The 15,005-nt window shown below is 71.6% G+C and carries 12 protein-coding genes; 6 read left to right on the top strand and 6 right to left on the bottom strand.

All coding sequences use genetic code 11. The features are described 5' to 3' along the window. Window positions 1-9 precede the first annotated feature (9 nt). Window positions 10-738, top strand: a complete 729-nt coding sequence (locus AC069R_RS09815) for a hypothetical protein (RefSeq protein ID WP_478766043.1) — start codon at window positions 10-12, stop codon at window positions 736-738. A gap of 54 nt (window positions 739-792) precedes the next feature. Here the strand turns inward: AC069R_RS09815 and aspS are convergent, their stop codons facing one another. Further along, on the bottom strand, window positions 793-2,556 hold the full coding sequence (aspS, locus tag AC069R_RS09810; RefSeq protein WP_397984944.1) for an aspartate--tRNA ligase: 1,764 nt from the start codon (window positions 2,554-2,556) through the stop codon (window positions 793-795). Between the two features lie 169 nt (window positions 2,557-2,725). Here aspS and AC069R_RS09805 point away from each other — a divergent pair, with 169 nt between their 5' ends. After that, a complete protein-coding gene (locus tag AC069R_RS09805; RefSeq protein WP_478766041.1) occupies window positions 2,726-4,885 on the top strand; it encodes a SpoIIE family protein phosphatase in 2,160 nt (719 codons plus the stop codon). Here the strand turns inward: AC069R_RS09805 and AC069R_RS09800 are convergent. From AC069R_RS09800 to AC069R_RS09790, 3 genes are all read right to left on the bottom strand, one after another. Then, a complete protein-coding gene (locus tag AC069R_RS09800) occupies window positions 4,828-5,901 on the bottom strand; it encodes an AI-2E family transporter (protein ID WP_478766039.1) in 1,074 nt (357 codons plus the stop codon). The two genes, AC069R_RS09805 and AC069R_RS09800, sit on opposite strands and share 58 nt — an antisense overlap. A 125-nt stretch (window positions 5,902-6,026) precedes the next feature. Next, window positions 6,027-7,004: a pirin family protein gene (locus AC069R_RS09795; protein WP_478766037.1), complete on the bottom strand. Its 978-nt coding sequence runs from the start codon at window positions 7,002-7,004 to the stop codon at window positions 6,027-6,029. A gap of 114 nt (window positions 7,005-7,118) precedes the next feature. Continuing rightward, window positions 7,119-7,601, bottom strand: a complete 483-nt coding sequence (locus tag AC069R_RS09790; protein ID WP_478766035.1) for an SseB family protein — start codon at window positions 7,599-7,601, stop codon at window positions 7,119-7,121. A gap of 195 nt (window positions 7,602-7,796) precedes the next feature. On the opposite strand from AC069R_RS09790, the gene AC069R_RS09785 reads away from it, so the two are divergent. The 3 genes from AC069R_RS09785 (at window position 7,797) to AC069R_RS09775 (ending at window position 11,465) form a co-directional block, all read left to right on the top strand. Continuing rightward, on the top strand, window positions 7,797-9,623 hold the full coding sequence (locus tag AC069R_RS09785; RefSeq protein WP_478766033.1) for an acyl-CoA dehydrogenase: 1,827 nt from the start codon (window positions 7,797-7,799) through the stop codon (window positions 9,621-9,623). A 123-nt stretch (window positions 9,624-9,746) separates the two neighbouring features. Then, the gene (locus AC069R_RS09780; protein ID WP_478766031.1) at window positions 9,747-11,045 is read left to right on the top strand and encodes a M18 family aminopeptidase; all 1,299 of its coding nucleotides are present in this window, start codon (window positions 9,747-9,749) and stop codon (window positions 11,043-11,045) included. A 159-nt stretch (window positions 11,046-11,204) separates the two neighbouring features. After that, complete coding sequence (locus AC069R_RS09775; RefSeq protein ID WP_397984949.1) at window positions 11,205-11,465, top strand: DUF6458 family protein; 261 nt, start codon at window positions 11,205-11,207, stop codon at window positions 11,463-11,465. On the opposite strand, the gene AC069R_RS09770 is transcribed toward AC069R_RS09775, so the two are convergent. Beyond that, entirely contained in the window at window positions 11,453-13,297 is a 1,845-nt protein-coding gene (locus AC069R_RS09770; RefSeq protein ID WP_478766029.1) for an NHL domain-containing thioredoxin family protein, read from the bottom strand. The genes AC069R_RS09775 and AC069R_RS09770 overlap by 13 nt on opposite strands. Window positions 13,298-13,451: 154 nt before the next feature. Between AC069R_RS09770 and AC069R_RS09765 the strand changes: the two genes are divergently transcribed. Further along, a complete protein-coding gene (locus AC069R_RS09765; protein ID WP_478766027.1) occupies window positions 13,452-13,946 on the top strand; it encodes an LURP-one-related/scramblase family protein in 495 nt (164 codons plus the stop codon). Between the two features lie 113 nt (window positions 13,947-14,059). On the opposite strand, the gene AC069R_RS09760 is transcribed toward AC069R_RS09765, so the two are convergent. Next, a complete protein-coding gene (locus AC069R_RS09760; RefSeq protein ID WP_478766025.1) occupies window positions 14,060-14,878 on the bottom strand; it encodes a carbon-nitrogen family hydrolase in 819 nt (272 codons plus the stop codon). Window positions 14,879-15,005: the final 127 nt, after the last annotated feature.

Below are 15,005 nucleotides of genomic sequence, written 5' to 3'. Positions count from 1 at the left end.
ACGGATGTCGTGAACCTTCCCGAACCCCACCGGCGGCTGATCGCGAACGCCGTCACGGCGGGCGGACCGCACGGTCTGGTCCTCGCCGGCGGATACGCGCTGGAGGCGCACGCGCTCCTGCGGCGCCCGCACGGCGATGTCGACCTCGCCACCGAGAGCGCCGAGGACATGCCGCACCTCGCCGGCGCGGTCGCGGCCGCCCTGGAGGCGAGGGGCCGTACCGTCCGGGCCGGGGACGTGACCGCGCGCACCGCGCGGCTCACCGTCACCGACCCGCCGACCGGCGAGCCCGGCGTCCTCGGCCTGCACAAGGAGAGCCTGTGGGGGCCGCCGGAGCTCACCGCGTACGGGCCCGCGCTGTGCCTGGAGGACGCCGTCGGCACGAAGATCCGCGCGCTCTACGACCGGGGCGCCGCCGTCGACCTGATCGACGCGCGGGCCGCGGCGGACCGGTTCTCCCTGCCCGACCTGGAGGAACTGGGCCGCCGGCACGCCCATGACGCCTTCGACCTGCCCACCCTCCAGTCCCGGCTGACCGGCACCGACTTCTACCCCGACACCCAGTTCACCCGGTACGGCCTGGACGAGGCGGAGATCGCCGGGCTGCGGGCCTGGGCCCAGCGGTGGTCGGACGACATCGCCGAGCGGCTGCTGGAGGACGGCGCCTCCCCCGACCTGGCCTCCCCCGACCTGGCCTTCCCCGACCTGGAGGAGAACGGGCGGGAGGAGGGCGAGTGACGCGAAGACGCCCGGAACCCCGAGGGCTCCGGGCGTCTCGCGCACGCGGGGGAACTACTTCGGCTGCGGCTTCCTGATGCTCAGGTGCAGCTCGCGCAGCCGGGACTCCTCCAGCTCGGTCGGGGCGCCCATCATCAGGTCCTGGGCGTTGCCGTTGAGCGGGAAGGCGATCGTCTCGCGGATGCTGGGCTCGTCCGCGAGGAGCATGACGATGCGGTCCACGCCGGGGGCGATGCCGCCGTGCGGCGGGGCGCCGAAGCGGAACGCGCGCAGCATGCCGGCGAACTTCTCCTCGACGGTCTCCCGGTCGTAGCCCGCGATCTCGAACGCCTTCAGCATGATCTCCGGCTCGTGGTTCCGGATCGCGCCGGAGGACAGCTCGACGCCGTTGCAGACGATGTCGTACTGCCAGCCCAGGATGTCCAGCGGGTCCTGGGTCTCCAGGGCCTGAAGACCGCCCTGCGGCATCGAGAAGGGGTTGTGCGAGAAGTCGATCTTGCCGGTCTCCTCGTCCTTCTCGTACATCGGGAAGTCGACGATCCAGCAGAAGCGGAAGACGTTCTCCTCGAACTGGCCGGCGCGCTTGGCGGCCTCGACGCGGACCGCGCCCATGATCTTGGAGACCTCGTCGTACTCGCCCGCGCCGAAGAAGATCGCGTGGCCGGGGGCGAGGGAGAGGCGCTTGGTCAGCTCGGCGACGTTCTCCTCGGTGAGGAACTTCGCGATCGGGCCGGTCAGCGTCCCGTCCTCGCCGACGCGGACCCAGGCCAGGCCCTTGGCGCCCAGCGTCACCGCGAAGTCGCCGAGCTGGTCGAAGAACTTGCGCGGCTGGTCCTGCACCGCCGGCACCGGCAGCGCGCGCACGTGCTTGCCCGCGAACGCCTTGAACTCCGAGCCCTCGAAGACATCGGTGATGTCCACCAGCTCCAGCTTGGCGCGCAGGTCCGGCTTGTCGGAGCCGTACTTCAGCATCGCCTCGCGGAACGGGATCCGCGGGAAGGGGGAGGTGACGTGCCGGCCGCCGCCGAACTCCTCGAACAGCTCGGTCATGAGCTTCTCGATCGGCTGGAAGACGTCCTCCTGCTCGACGAAGCTCATCTCGACGTCGAGCTGGTAGAACTCGCCCGGCGAACGGTCGGCGCGGGCGTCCTCGTCGCGGAAGCAGGGCGCGATCTGGAAGTAGCGGTCGAAGCCGGAGATCATCAGCAGCTGCTTGAACTGCTGCGGGGCCTGCGGCAGCGCGTAGAACTTGCCGGGGTTCAGCCGGGAGGGGACGACGAAGTCGCGGGCGCCCTCGGGGGAGGTCGCGGACAGGATCGGCGTCGCCATCTCGTTGAAGCCGAGCGCGGTCATCTTGTGGCGGATCGCGGAGATGACCGCCGTACGCAGCATGATGTTGCGGTGCATGCGCTCGCGGCGCAGGTCGAGGAAGCGGTACTCCAGGCGCCGCTCCTCGTTGACCCCGTCCTCGGCGTTGATGGTGAAGGGCAGCGGCTGGGCCGCGCCGAGCAGCTCGACCTCGGTCACCTCGACCTCGATCTCGCCGGTCGGCAGGTCCGGGTTCACGTTCTCGGTTCCACGTGAAACAACGGAGCCGTCGACGCGGACCGTGGACTCCTTGGAGAGCTTGTCCAGGGCCTCGTAGGCGGGGGTGCCGGGGCGGGCGACCAGCTGCGTGATGCCGTAGTGGTCGCGCAGATCGATGAAGAGGATGCCGCCCAGGTCGCGCCGATTGTGCAGCCAGCCACTGAGCCGGACGTCGGTGCCGACGTCAGAGGCGCGGAGCTGGCCGCAGGTGTGGGACCTGTACCGATGCATCGTCGTTCATCGTCCTTCGTGGGTTTCGAGTGGTGATCGCCAAGGTTGCCGACCCCGGCTGGTCCAAGGGTACCGGCCACCCCAAGATGGGCTCCCCGTGTTTTGCAGCCCGGCCCCTTCCCCGGCCGTACGGTGGCACGCACCGGTCGCATCTCCTTAAATTAGGGCAATGCGTACAGGTGAGCCGCTCCCGGCCGTCGGAGACGTCCTCGCCGCCCTCGCGACCGGGCTCTGGCACTGGGACACCGCGGACAAGCTGGTCACCGTGGACGCGGAGGCGGCGCGGCTGCTCGGGCTGCCCGCGGCGCCGGCCACCCTCACCGAGGAGCAGACCCGCGCCCGGCTGCATCCGGCCGACTGGAACGAGATCACCGCGGTGGTGCAGCGCGCGGTCGCCGAGGGCACGCTCGCCGAGGTGCGGGTGCGGATCATGGACGAGGAGGGCACCGTCCTGCGCGTCGTCCGCAGCCGCTCGAAGCCGTCGTACGACGCCGAGCGGCGCGCCTATGTCCTGACCGGAACCCTCCAGGAGGTCGCCGAGCCGGGTCCGGACGGCCCCGACCCGGTGGGCGGCCGCACCGCGGTCACGGGACCCTGGCGGCGCTCGCGGGAGGCGTTCCTGCTGGACGCGGGCCGGGCGCTGGCCGAGGCGCGGTCCACCGCGGAGGTGCTGCGGGTCGCGGCGGGCCTGTCGATGCCGGGGTTCTCGCCGAACGGCCTGGTGGTGTTCGGGGTGGAGGGCGACCGGCTGACGATGATCGGCCACCACGGGCACGAGTCCGAGGAGATGGGCCCGTTCACCAGCATGCCGCTGGCCCTGGACTATCCGGCGGCCGAGGTGGTGCGCACCGGGCGGGCGGTGTACCTCTCCTCGCCGGAGGAGTACCGGGAGCGCTATCCGGTGACCTGGCCGCTGGCCCGGCCCTTCGGGCGCAGTTCGTGGGCGTTCCTGCCGCTGACCGTGGGCGGGCGCACCATGGGCGCCTGGATGGCGGGCTTCGCCTATCCGGTGGCGTTCACCCCGGACGAGCGGGCGGTGCTGACGACGGTGGCCCGGATGCTCGCGCAGGCGCTGTCCCGTGCGGAGACCGCCGAGTCGGAGCGGGAGCTGACCGAGGGCCTCCAGCGCTCCATGCTGCCCTCGCTGGGCCCGGAGGTACCGGGGGTGCGGATCGCCGCCCGCTACATCCCGACCGGCGGCGGGCTCCAGGTGGGCGGCGACTGGTACGACATGATCCCGCTGCCGGCCGGCCGGTTCGCGCTGGTCATCGGGGATGTGCAGGGCCACGATGTGCGGGCGGCCGGGCTGATGGGGCAGCTGCGGATCGCGCTGCGTGCCTACGCCTCCGAGGGGCACCGCCCGGACGCCGTGCTCTCGCGCGCCTCCCGCTTTCTGCACGGGATGACGCAGGACGCGGAGATCTCCGACCCGCGCTTCGCGACCTGCCTGTACGTGGCGGTGGACCCGGTGAGCGGGCGGCTGGAGATCGCCCGCGCGGGCCATCCGGACCCGGTGATCCGGATGGCCGACGGCACGGTGATGCTGCGGCCGACGGCGGGCGGGCTGCCGCTGGGCATCGACCCGGACGCGGACTATCCGACGACCCGGTTCGCGCTCCAGCCCGGAGAGACGCTGATGCTGTGCACCGACGGGCTGATCGAGACCGGCGGGCACGATCTGGACAGCGGCTGGCAGCGGCTGCGGGCGATCCTGGAGCAGCACGAGGGCGACCTGGAGGCGCTGGCCGACGCGCTGGTGCAGGGCGTGCACGGGCCGTCCTCGCACCACACGACGGGACCGCTGGCCGACCGCCGCGAGGACGACATCGCGCTGCTGCTCCTGTGCCGTCCGGGGCCGGGCTGCGGCTGCGACGACACCGTGCCGGCGCGGCCGCGGATGCGGCGCATGCTGCTGTCGGTGGGCCAGGACGAGCCGGAGCGGATCGCGGTGGCGCGCCGGCATGTGCGCGATGTGCTGCACGACTGGGCCTGCCCCGACCAGGTCGACTCGGCGGAGCTGCTGGTCTCCGAGATGGTCACCAACGTCCTGGTGCACACCGACGCGGACGCGCTGCTGCTGGTGGAGGTCTCCCGAGAGGACGGCCGGCGGCGGCTGCGGGTGGAGGTCTTCGACAGCGGCGACGACCTGCCGCACAAGCGCCGGCCCGGCGAACTGGCGTCCTCCGGGCGCGGGTTGCTGCTGATCGGGCTCCTGGCGCACGCCTGGGGGGTGGACCCGCAGGGCGAGGGCAAGAGCATCTGGTTCGAGCTCTACGAGGGGTCGGGGGAGCCGGGTGGCGGGGCGTCCCCGGCGGGTGCGGGCGGGTAGCGGTCGCGCAGTTCCTGTACGACGCCGAAGGCGGCCGCGGTCAGCGGGACGGCCAGGAGCATGCCGAGGATGCCGGCCACGGAGGCGCCGGCCGTGATGGTGACCATGACCACCGCGGGGTGCATCTGCACGGTACGGCTCTGGATCACCGGCTGGAGCACATGCCCCTCCAGCACCTGCACGGCGAGCACCACCCCGAGCGTCCACAGCGCGATGACGAAGCCCCGGTCGGCGAGGGCGACGAGCACCGAGACCGCGCCGGAGATGAACGCGCCGAGGTAGGGGATGTAGGCGCCGACGAAGACCAGCGCGCCGAGCCCGAGGGCGCCGGGCACCCGGAGGATCAGCAGGCCGACGGTGATGCAGGCGGCGTCGATCAGGGCGATCAGGGTGGTGCCGCGCATGAACCCCTCGACCGCCCGGTAGGCGCGCCGGGCGACGGCCTCCAGGGTGTCGGCGGTGCCCTGCGGCGCGAGGGAGCGCAGGGCGCCCGTCACCAGGTGGGAGTCGCGCAGGAAGAAGAAGACCAGGACGAGGGCGAGGACGGCCAGGGCGATGCTCTCGCCGACGACGCTCACCCCGCTGATCACGTTGGACGCGGCTGTGCCGCCGAATCGGCGCAGCAGTTCCCCGGAGTTGGTGGTGAGGTCCTCCAAGCCGGTTCCGGCGGCCCCGAAGTGCCGGGAGACGCTCTTGGCGGCGTTGCGCAGGGAGGTCATGATCTCGTCGCCGCTGTCCACGAGGGCGGCGACGACGATGTAGACGGCGCCGCCGACGACGGCCACCACCGCCACGCAGGTCAGCCCGGCCGACACCGAGCGCTGGACGCCGGCCCGCACCAGGCGGCGGTGCAGCGGGCCGAGCAGGGCGGTGCCGAGGAGGGCGAGCAGCACCGCGGTGACGGCCGTACGGAACTCCCCGCACAGCCGCACCGCGACCCATCCGACCCCGGCGGCCAGCAGCAGCACGGCGCACCACGCGGCGAACCGCCTCACGGGCTCGGGCAACAGAGGCACGCCCCCAGCCGATCACGCCGGGCGCCGGGTGTCCCGCCCCGCGGGTCCGGGCGGGTGAGCGCCGTCCGGCCGAACGGGCGCCCCCGCGGGCTTCGCCGGCCGCAGGGGCGCCCCGTCCGTGAGGGTCAGGCGCCGGGGCCCTCGTCGGTCATGCCGTGGACGGCCGGGACGGTGCCCAGGCGGCCCTTCTGGAAGTCCTCGAATGCCTGCATCAGTTCGTCCTTGGTGTTCATGACGAAGGGGCCGTAGTGGGCCATCGGCTCGCGGATCGGACGGCCGCCCAGGAGGACGACCTCCAGGTCCGGCGTGTTGCCGTCCTGCCGCTCGTCCGCGCGCACGGTCAGCGAGGACCCGGCGCCGAAGACGGCCGTCTGGCCCGTGTGGACGGGGCGGCGCTCGGCACCGGCGCTGCCGCGGCCGGCCAGTACGTACGCGAGCCCGTTGAAGTCCTCCCGCCAGGGCAGCGTGATCTCCGCGCCCGGCGCGAGCGTCGCGTGGACCATGGTGATCGGGGTGTGCGTGATGCCGGGGCCCTCGTGGCCGTCCAGCTCGCCGGCGATCACCCGCAGCAGCGCACCGCCGTCCGGCGAGGTCAGCAGCTGCACGCTGCGGGCCCGGATGTCCTGGTAGCGCGGTGCCATCATCTTGTCCCTGGCCGGGAGGTTCACCCACAGCTGGAGCCCGTGGAAGAGGCCGCCCGAGACGACGAGGTGCTCCGGCGGCGCCTCGATGTGCAGCAGCCCGGCGCCCGCGGTCATCCACTGGGTGTCGCCGTCGGTGATGGTGCCGCCGCCGCCCTGGCTGTCCTGGTGGTCGAAGATCCCGTCGATGATGTAGGTGACGGTCTCGAAGCCGCGGTGCGGATGCCAGGGGGTGCCCTTGGGCTCGCCCGGCGCGTACTCCACCTCGCCCATCTGGTCCATCATGATGAACGGGTCGAGATGGCGGTAATCGATCCCCGCGAACGCCCGGCGCACCGGGAAGCCCTCACCCTCGTAGCCGCTCGGCGCGGTGGTGACGGTGAGGACCTTGCGCGCCACCGCGTCGGCGGGAGCGGACACACGGGGCAGCGTCAACGGGTTCTCGACGGTCACTGCGGGCATGGCGGCCTCCTTCGTGCGCTCACTTTAGTTGAGCGTTGAACTTCTTACCACCCACAACAGAGCGGGCCCGGAAGGAATTCCCTCCGGGCCCGCGCAACGGCGCCTCTCGGCCGATCAGCCGTACATGCGGCACATCGCGTAGTCGACCATCTGCTCGACCGCCTTCGCGTCGAACACCATCCGGTGCTCGCCCTCCATGTCCAGGACGAAGCCGTAGCCGGTCGGCAGCAGGTCGATCACCTCCGCGCCGGTGATCACGAAGTACTTGGACTCCTTGCCCGCGTACCGCCGCAGCTCCTTGAGCGAGGTGAACATCGGGATCACCGGCTGCTGGGTGTTGTGCAGGGCGAGGAAGCCGGGGGTGTCACCGCGCGGGCAGTACACCTTCGACGTGGCGAAGATCTGCTGGAAGTCCTCGGGGGACATCTGACCGGTGGTGAACGCGCGCACGGCGTCCGCGAGCGAGGGCGGGGACGGCTCCGGATAGAGCGGCGGCTGCTGGCCGTATCCGCCGGCCCCGCCCGCCATCTGCTGCTGCCCCGACGTGTACTGCTGCTGCGCGGCGCCGCCGTCCATGGGCTGGCCGTATCCGTACATGGGCGCAAGCGTACCGAGATCCGCGCCGCCGCAGGGATGGACCCGAACGGCCTACAGGAGTAGACCCATCTCACACTTGGCCGGACTGGGGTTGCGTCTTATTACCGGCGGGTAGCATCATCGTAGCTACTTATTGGTACGTGAAACAGCTGCGAGGAGTCAGTGCCTCGCCGATCCCTCAACGGAGCCGTCGCCATGGGGCACTACAAGTCGAATCTCCGCGACATCGAGTTCAACCTCTTCGAAGTACTCGGGCGCGACAAGGTGTACGGCACCGGCCCGTTCGAGGAGATGGACGTCGAGACCGCCAAGAGCATCCTGGAGGAGATGACCCGCCTCTCGGAGAACGAGCTGGCCGAGTCCTTCGCCGACGCCGACCGCAACCCGCCGGTCTTCGACCCGGAGACCAACACCGCGCCGGTCCCGGCCTCCTTCAAGAAGAGCTACCAGGCCTTCATGGAGTCCGAGTACTGGCGCCTCGGGCTGCCCGAGGAGATCGGCGGCACCACCTCGCCGCGCTCCCTGATCTGGGCCTACGCCGAGCTGATCCTGGGCGCCAACCCGGCCGTGTGGATGTACTCCTCCGGCCCGGCGTTCGCCGGCATCCTCTTCGAGGAGGGCAACGAGGTCCAGAAGCACATCGCCTCGATCGCCGTGGAGAAGCAGTGGGGCTCCACGATGGTGCTCACCGAGCCCGACGCGGGCTCCGACGTGGGCGCCGGCCGCACCAAGGCGGTCCAGCAGGAGGACGGCTCCTGGCACATCGAGGGCGTGAAGCGCTTCATCACCTCCGGTGAGCACGACATGTCGGAGAACATCCTCCACTACGTGCTCGCGCGTCCCGAGGGCGCCGGACCCGGCACCAAGGGCCTGTCCCTCTTCCTGGTGCCGAAGTACCTGTTCGACTTCGAGACCGGCGAGCTGGGCGAGCGCAACGGCGTCTACGCCACCAACGTCGAGCACAAGATGGGCCTGAAGGCCTCCAACACCTGCGAGATGACCTTCGGCGACCGGCACCCCGCCAAGGGCTGGCTGATCGGCGACAAGCACGACGGCATCCGCCAGATGTTCCGCATCATCGAGTTCGCCCGCATGATGGTCGGCACGAAGGCGATCTCCACGCTGTCCACCGGCTACCTGAACGCCCTGGAGTACGCCAAGGAGCGCGTCCAGGGCCCGGACCTGGCCAACTTCATGGACAAGGCCGCGCCCAAGGTCACCATCACCCACCACCCCGACGTGCGCCGCTCGCTGATGACGCAGAAGGCGTACGCGGAGGGCATGCGCGCCCTGGTGATGTACACCGCCTCGATCCAGGACGCGATCCAGATCAAGGAGGCGAACGGCGAGGACGCCTCCACCGAGCACGCCCTCAACGACCTGCTGCTGCCCGTCGTCAAGGGCTACGGCTCCGAGAAGGCCTACGAGCAGCTGGCCCAGTCGCTCCAGACCTTCGGCGGCTCCGGCTTCCTCCAGGAGTACCCGATCGAGCAGTACATCCGGGACTCCAAGATCGACACCCTCTACGAGGGCACCACCGCGATCCAGGGCCAGGACTTCTTCTTCCGCAAGATCGTCCGCAACCAGGGCGCCGCGCTGAACTCGCTCGCCGAGGACATCAAGAAGTTCCTGGCGCTCGGCACCGGCGGCGAGGAACTGGCCGGCGCCCGCGAGCACCTGGCCAAGGCCGCCGTGGAGCTGGAGGCGATCGTCGGCCTGATGCTGACCGACCTGGCCGCCACCCAGGACGACGCCAAGAACATCTACAAGGTCGGCCTGAACACCACCCGCCTGCTGCTCGCCTCCGGCGACGTCATCGTCGGCTACCTGCTGCTCAAGGGTGCCGCCGTCGCCGCCGAGAAGCTCGCCACGGCCTCCGCGAAGGACAAGGCGTTCTACACCGGCAAGATCGCCGCGGCGAAGTTCTTCGCGGCGAACGTCCTGCCGGGCGTCACCCTCGCCCGCAAGGTCGCCTCGGGCGTCGAGCTGGACCTGATGGAGCTGGACGAGGCCGCGTTCTAGGACCCGGACCGGCGCCGTCGCGCGACGCCGCTCCCGGACGTTCCGGACGTCCCCGCCGTTTCCGTGCACGGGCCCGCTCCCCTTACCGGGAGTGGGCCCGTGCCCGTCGTTAAGGTGAATCCCATGAGCGCACCTGTCCGCTTCGACCGCGGCCACACCGACGACCTGATGACCTTCCTGGCGGCCGGCCCGTCGCCGTACCACGCCGTGGCGAACGTCGCCGAGCGGCTGGAGAAGGCCGGATTCAGGCAGGTCGCCGAGACGGACGCCTGGGACGGCACCAGCGGGGGCCGGTACGTACTGCGCGGCGGCGCGATCATCGCCTGGTACGTCCCCGAGGGCGCCGCGCCGCACACGCCGTTCCACATCATCGGCGCGCACACCGACTCCCCGAACCTGCGGATCAAGCCGCGCCCGGACAGCGGCGCGCACGGCTGGCGGCAGGTCGCCGTGGAGGTCTACGGCGGCCCGCTGATGAACTCCTGGCTCGACCGCGACCTGGGCCTGGCCGGCCGGCTGACCCTGCGCGACGGCTCCAGCGTCCTGGTCGACGTGGACCGGCCGCTGCTGCGGGTGCCGCAGCTCGCCATCCACCTGGACCGCTCGGTCAGCAGCGAGGGCCTCAAGCTGGACAAGCAGCGCCACCTCCAGCCCGTGTGGGGCCTCGGCGACGAGGTGCTCGACGGCGATCTGATCTCCTTCCTGGAGCAGGAGGCCGGCCTGGAGCCGCACTCGGTGGCCGGCTGGGACCTGATGACCCACCCGGTGGAGCCGCCGGCCTACCTCGGCCGGGACCGCGAACTGGTCGCCGGGCCGCGCATGGACAACCTGCTGTCCGTGCACGCGGGCGCCGCCGCGCTGGCCGCCGCCGTGACGTCCGGCGCCCCGCTCACCCGCATCCCGGTGCTGGCCGCCTTCGACCACGAGGAGAACGGCTCGCAGTCCGACACCGGCGCGGACGGCCCGCTGCTCGGCTCCGTCCTGGAGCGCTCGGTGTTCGCCCGCGGCGGCACCTACGAGGACCGCGCCCGCGCCCTCGCCGGCAGTGTGTGCCTCTCCTCCGACACCGGTCACGCCGTGCACCCCAACTACGCGGAACGGCACGACCCGACGCACCACCCGCGGGTCAACGGCGGCCCGATCCTCAAGGTGAACGTCAACAACCGCTACGCCACGGACGGTTCGGGCCGCGCGGTGTTCACCGCCGCCTGCGAGAAGGCCGGTGTCCCCTTCCAGTCGTTCGTCTCCCACAACTCCATGCCCTGCGGCACCACCATCGGCCCGATCACCGCGGCCCGGCACGGCATCCGCACGGTCGACATCGGCGTGGCGATCCTCTCCATGCACAGCGCCCGCGAACTGTGCGGCGCCGACGACCCGTTCCTCCTCGCCAACGCCCTGACGGCCTTCCTGGAGGGTTAGTCCCCCCGATCCCGGTCCCGATCCCGCGAGGGGCCGGTCGCGAACGGCCTCTCGCGGGGGCGTCTTTCGGACGGCCGCCCCGCGCAGGGCTATGCGGGGCGGCGCCGGGTACCCGGACGTGACCGGAGATTCCGGAACCGAAAGGGGAGGCGAAGCCTCATGGGGCTCGGCGGATGCATCATCCTCATCGCCGTGGGGGCCATACTCACGTTCGCGACCGACTGGCACATGCACGGCGTCAATCTCACGGTCGTCGGCCTGATCCTGATGGCCGTCGGACTGATCGGCGTCGCCACGTTCAGCGGTATCGCCCGGCGCAGGCGGGTCGTCGTACCGCCGGCGACGCCGATCGTGGAGGAGGAACCCCACCACCATCACCACCACACCACTGACGGCTACACCGACGGCTACGGCGTCTGAGACCCGCTCTCCTGCTCGTCCATGCCCGCCAGGACGAGCGGCAGACGGTCCGCCGCCCCCTCGGCAAGGCGGACCGGGACACCCCAGTCCTGCTGGTGGACGTGGCACGCGGGGTACTGGTTGGCCGGGTCGTCGTCGCAGGACGCGGCCATCGCGGATATGTGCAACACCCCTTCCCGGACGGCCGCGTCGAGCTCCAGCTCGCGGCTCAGGTCGGTACCCGCACCCTCGCCCTTGAGCAGCAGCTCGGGCGGGGTCGAGGAGACCAGCAGACGGGTGGAGGGGCCGTACCGGGTGTCCAGCTTCTGGCCGGGCGGGGCCTGGAAGATGACGTCCAGCCGCAGCCGGCCGGGGGCGACCTCGGTGGCCGCGCGCTGGGTGCGGTGGGCCACCGCCGCCACGCGCACCGCCTCCTCCGGCAGCCGCAGCCGGGTCAGCCGGTGCCGGGCCGACTCCACCACCACGATGTCCTCGCCGACCAGCACCGCGTCGCTGGGCTCGCGCAGATCGGTGGCGAGCGTGGTGACCTCGCCGGTCGCGGGATCGTACCTGCGCAGCGCGTGGTTGTAGGTGTCGGCGACCGCGACCGAGCCGTCCGGCAGCGCGGTGACACCCAACGGGTGCTGGAACAGGGCCTGTTCCGCCGCGCCGTCCCGGTGCCCGAAGTCGAACAGACCGGTGCCGACCGCGGTGTGCACCGCCCCGTCGGGGTCCACCCAGCGCAGGGCGCTGGTCTCGGAGTCGGCGAGCCACAGCCGGTCGTCGGTGGCCGCGAGCCCGGAGGGCTGGGCGAACCACGCCTCGGCGGCGGGGCCGTCGACCAAACCCTCGTTGGTGGTGCCGGCCGCGACGGCGACGGTGCCGTCCTCGGGGTCGTACGTCCACAGCTGGTGGACGCCCGCCATGGCGATCCACACCCTGCCCCGCCACCAGGCGACGTCCCACGGGGAGGAGAGGTCCACCTCGCGGGCCGGGCCGGAGGTGGCGGCGCCCTGCATCCACTGGTGCCCGGTGCCCGCGAGGGTCGTGGTGCGGCCCGTGACCGGGTCGAAGCGGCGCAGGGCGTGATTGACGGTGTCCGCCACCACCACGGTGCCGTCGGGCAGCAGGGCGAGCCCCTGCGGCTCCTGGAACCGGGCGCGGCCCTCCGGTCCGTCGGTCGCTCCGCGGCTGCCCTGGCCAATGCGCCGTACGACCGTTTCCCCGTCCGGCGCGAGCTCCACCAGCTGGTGCCGGGTGGTGTCGCTGACCAGCAGATTCCCGGAGGGCAGCGCCACTGCCTTGCCCGGGAAGCGCAGCGTCGTCGGCTCCGGCTCCGGCGGGACGTACGGGCCGTCACCGCGGCGCAGGGTGCCCTTCGCCGCGTGCTCGGCCTCCAGATCCGTCACCAGCCGCTCGATCGCGTGCACATGGCCCTCGCCCGCGTGCTGGGCGACGACATATCCCTCCGGGTCGATCACCACGAGCGTGGGCCAGGCGCGCACCGCGTACTGCTTCCAGGTGGCCAGCTCGGGGTCGTCCAGCACCGGGTGTTCGACGCCGTACCGCTCCACCGCGTCCACGACCGCGGTGTGGTCCGCCTCGTGCGCGAACTTGGGGGAGTGCACGCCGATCACCACCACCGTGTCCGGGTGCCGGTGCTCCAGCTCCCGCAGCTCGTCCAGGACGTGCAGGCAGTTGATGCAGCAGAAGGTCCAGAAGTCCAGGACGACGATGCGGCCGCGCAGGTCGGCCAGGGTGTACTGGCGGTCGCCCGTGTTCAGCCAGCCGCCCTTGCCGATCAGCTCGGGGGCACGGACGCGGGGGCGTCGGGGTGGTGCGAAATCGGTCATGGCCCAAGAGTGCCACCGGCCCCCGGCATCCCGCTCGGCCTGTGGATAACCCTGGACGACCCGCCCGTACCGCCTGTGGAAAAGCGGTCCGCGCACGGCGGATCCCCCCGCGCCCGCCGTGATGAAATCCCCGGAACTGGGAAGGGCTCAGGGCATGAGATTCCTGGTACGCGACCGGCTCCTCGGCATCGGCGAAGATTACTGGATCGAGGACGAACACGGCCGCAAGGTGTTCCTCGTCGACGGCAAGGCCATGCGGCTGCGGGACACCTTCGAGCTCAAGGACGCCCAGGGCCGGGTCCTGATCGACATCCACCAGAAGATGTTCGCCCTGCGCGACACGATGGTGATCGAACGGGACGGCGAGGGCCTGGCCACCATCCGGCGCAAGCGGCTGTCCCTGCTGCGCAACCACTACCGCGTGGCGCTCGCCGACGGCTCCGAACTGGACGTCAGCGGCAAGATCCTCGACCGCGAGTTCGTGGTCGAGTACGACGGCGAGGTGCTGGCCGTGATCTCCCGGCGCTGGATGCACCTGCGGGAGACCTACGGCGTGGACGTCGTCCGCGAGGACGCGGACCCGGCGCTGCTCATCGCGGTCGCGGTGTGCGTGATCCATCTCGCGGAGAAGGAGCGGGAAGGGGACTGAGGGGCGGGGACCGACTGAGGGGCAGGGCAGCCTGCGTACCGAGCCGAGGTACCGGAGGGACGGCTGACGTGGGGAGCGGACGGCTGACGGGGGAGGGGCGTGCGCGGATTCCGCTAGCGACGGGGTGGGGCCAGTCCCAGGACGCGGTCCTTCAGCGCGGGGAACTGCTCGCGCGTCGCCGCCACCTTCGCCGGGTCGAAGTCGACCGTGAGGACCTCCTCGCCGGCGCCGGCCTCGGCCAGCACCTCGCCCCAGGGGTCCACCACGATCGAGTGACCCGCCTGGGGAACTCCCGCGTGCGTCCCGGCCGTTCCGCAGGCGAGCACGAACGCCTGGTTCTCCACCGCCCGCGCCTGTGCCAGCAGTGTCCAGTGCGTGCGCCGCCGTTCGGGCCAGCCGGCCGGGAGCACCAGCACCTCGGCGCCGGCGTCGACCAGGGCGCGGAAGAGTTCGGGGAAGCGCAGGTCGTAGCAGGTGCCGAGGCCGAGCGTGGTGCCGGGCAGCGGGACCGTCACCGGCTCCCGTCCCGCGCCCATCAGCACGGCCTCGCCCTGATCGAAGCCGAAGCGGTGGATCTTGCGGTAGGCGGCGGCGAGTTCACCGGAGGGGGAGAAGACGAGGGAGGTGTTGTAGAGGGTCCCGTCGTCCGGCCCGCTGCCGTCGGCGGACGCCGCGCGCTCGGGGATCGACCCGGCGTGCAGCCACACGCCCGCGTCGGCCGCCGCCTTGGCCATCGTCTCGCAGGTCGGCCCGTCGAGCGGCTCGGCCTCGCGGCCGAAGTCCTCGTAGGCGAATGCGCCGGTGGTCCACAGCTCGGGCAGCACCACCAGATCGGCCCCGGCCCGGGCCCGGACCAGCGCGGCCGCGCGCTGTCTGCGCGAGGCGGGCGATTCGCCCTCGTCGACGGCGATCTGGATCAGAGAGGCGCGCACACTACCACCGTCCTGGCATTCGAGTCGTCCATACGGGCCTACGATCGTCACGCGAAAGCACTGCCGGGGTGCCTGCCAGCAGCGTAACTTAGCTTCCCAGACACCCGCCGACGTGCAGCCGCCGCCC

The sequence above is a fragment of the Streptomyces sp. NPDC043952 genome (assembly GCF_056435325.1).
Note: the sequence above shows the minus strand (reverse complement) of the source record. Positions and strands in the feature narration are given on the sequence as shown.

Excerpts from the sequence above, each read along its gene's own strand:
- AC069R_RS09795 (WP_478766037.1), bottom strand. The coding sequence starts at position 7,004 with ATGCCCGCAGTGACCGTCGAGAACCCGTTGACGCTGCCCCGTGTGTCC.
- AC069R_RS09780 (WP_478766031.1), top strand. The coding sequence starts at position 9,747 with ATGAGCGCACCTGTCCGCTTCGACCGCGGCCACACCGACGACCTGATG.
- aspS (WP_397984944.1), bottom strand. The coding sequence starts at position 2,556 with ATGCATCGGTACAGGTCCCACACCTGCGGCCAGCTCCGCGCCTCTGAC.
- AC069R_RS09775 (WP_397984949.1), top strand. The coding sequence starts at position 11,205 with ATGGGGCTCGGCGGATGCATCATCCTCATCGCCGTGGGGGCCATACTC.
- AC069R_RS09785 (WP_478766033.1), top strand. The coding sequence starts at position 7,797 with ATGGGGCACTACAAGTCGAATCTCCGCGACATCGAGTTCAACCTCTTC.
- AC069R_RS09805 (WP_478766041.1), top strand. The coding sequence starts at position 2,726 with ATGCGTACAGGTGAGCCGCTCCCGGCCGTCGGAGACGTCCTCGCCGCC.
- AC069R_RS09765 (WP_478766027.1), top strand. The coding sequence starts at position 13,452 with ATGAGATTCCTGGTACGCGACCGGCTCCTCGGCATCGGCGAAGATTAC.
- AC069R_RS09790 (WP_478766035.1), bottom strand. The coding sequence starts at position 7,601 with ATGTACGGATACGGCCAGCCCATGGACGGCGGCGCCGCGCAGCAGCAG.
- AC069R_RS09770 (WP_478766029.1), bottom strand. The coding sequence starts at position 13,297 with ATGACCGATTTCGCACCACCCCGACGCCCCCGCGTCCGTGCCCCCGAG.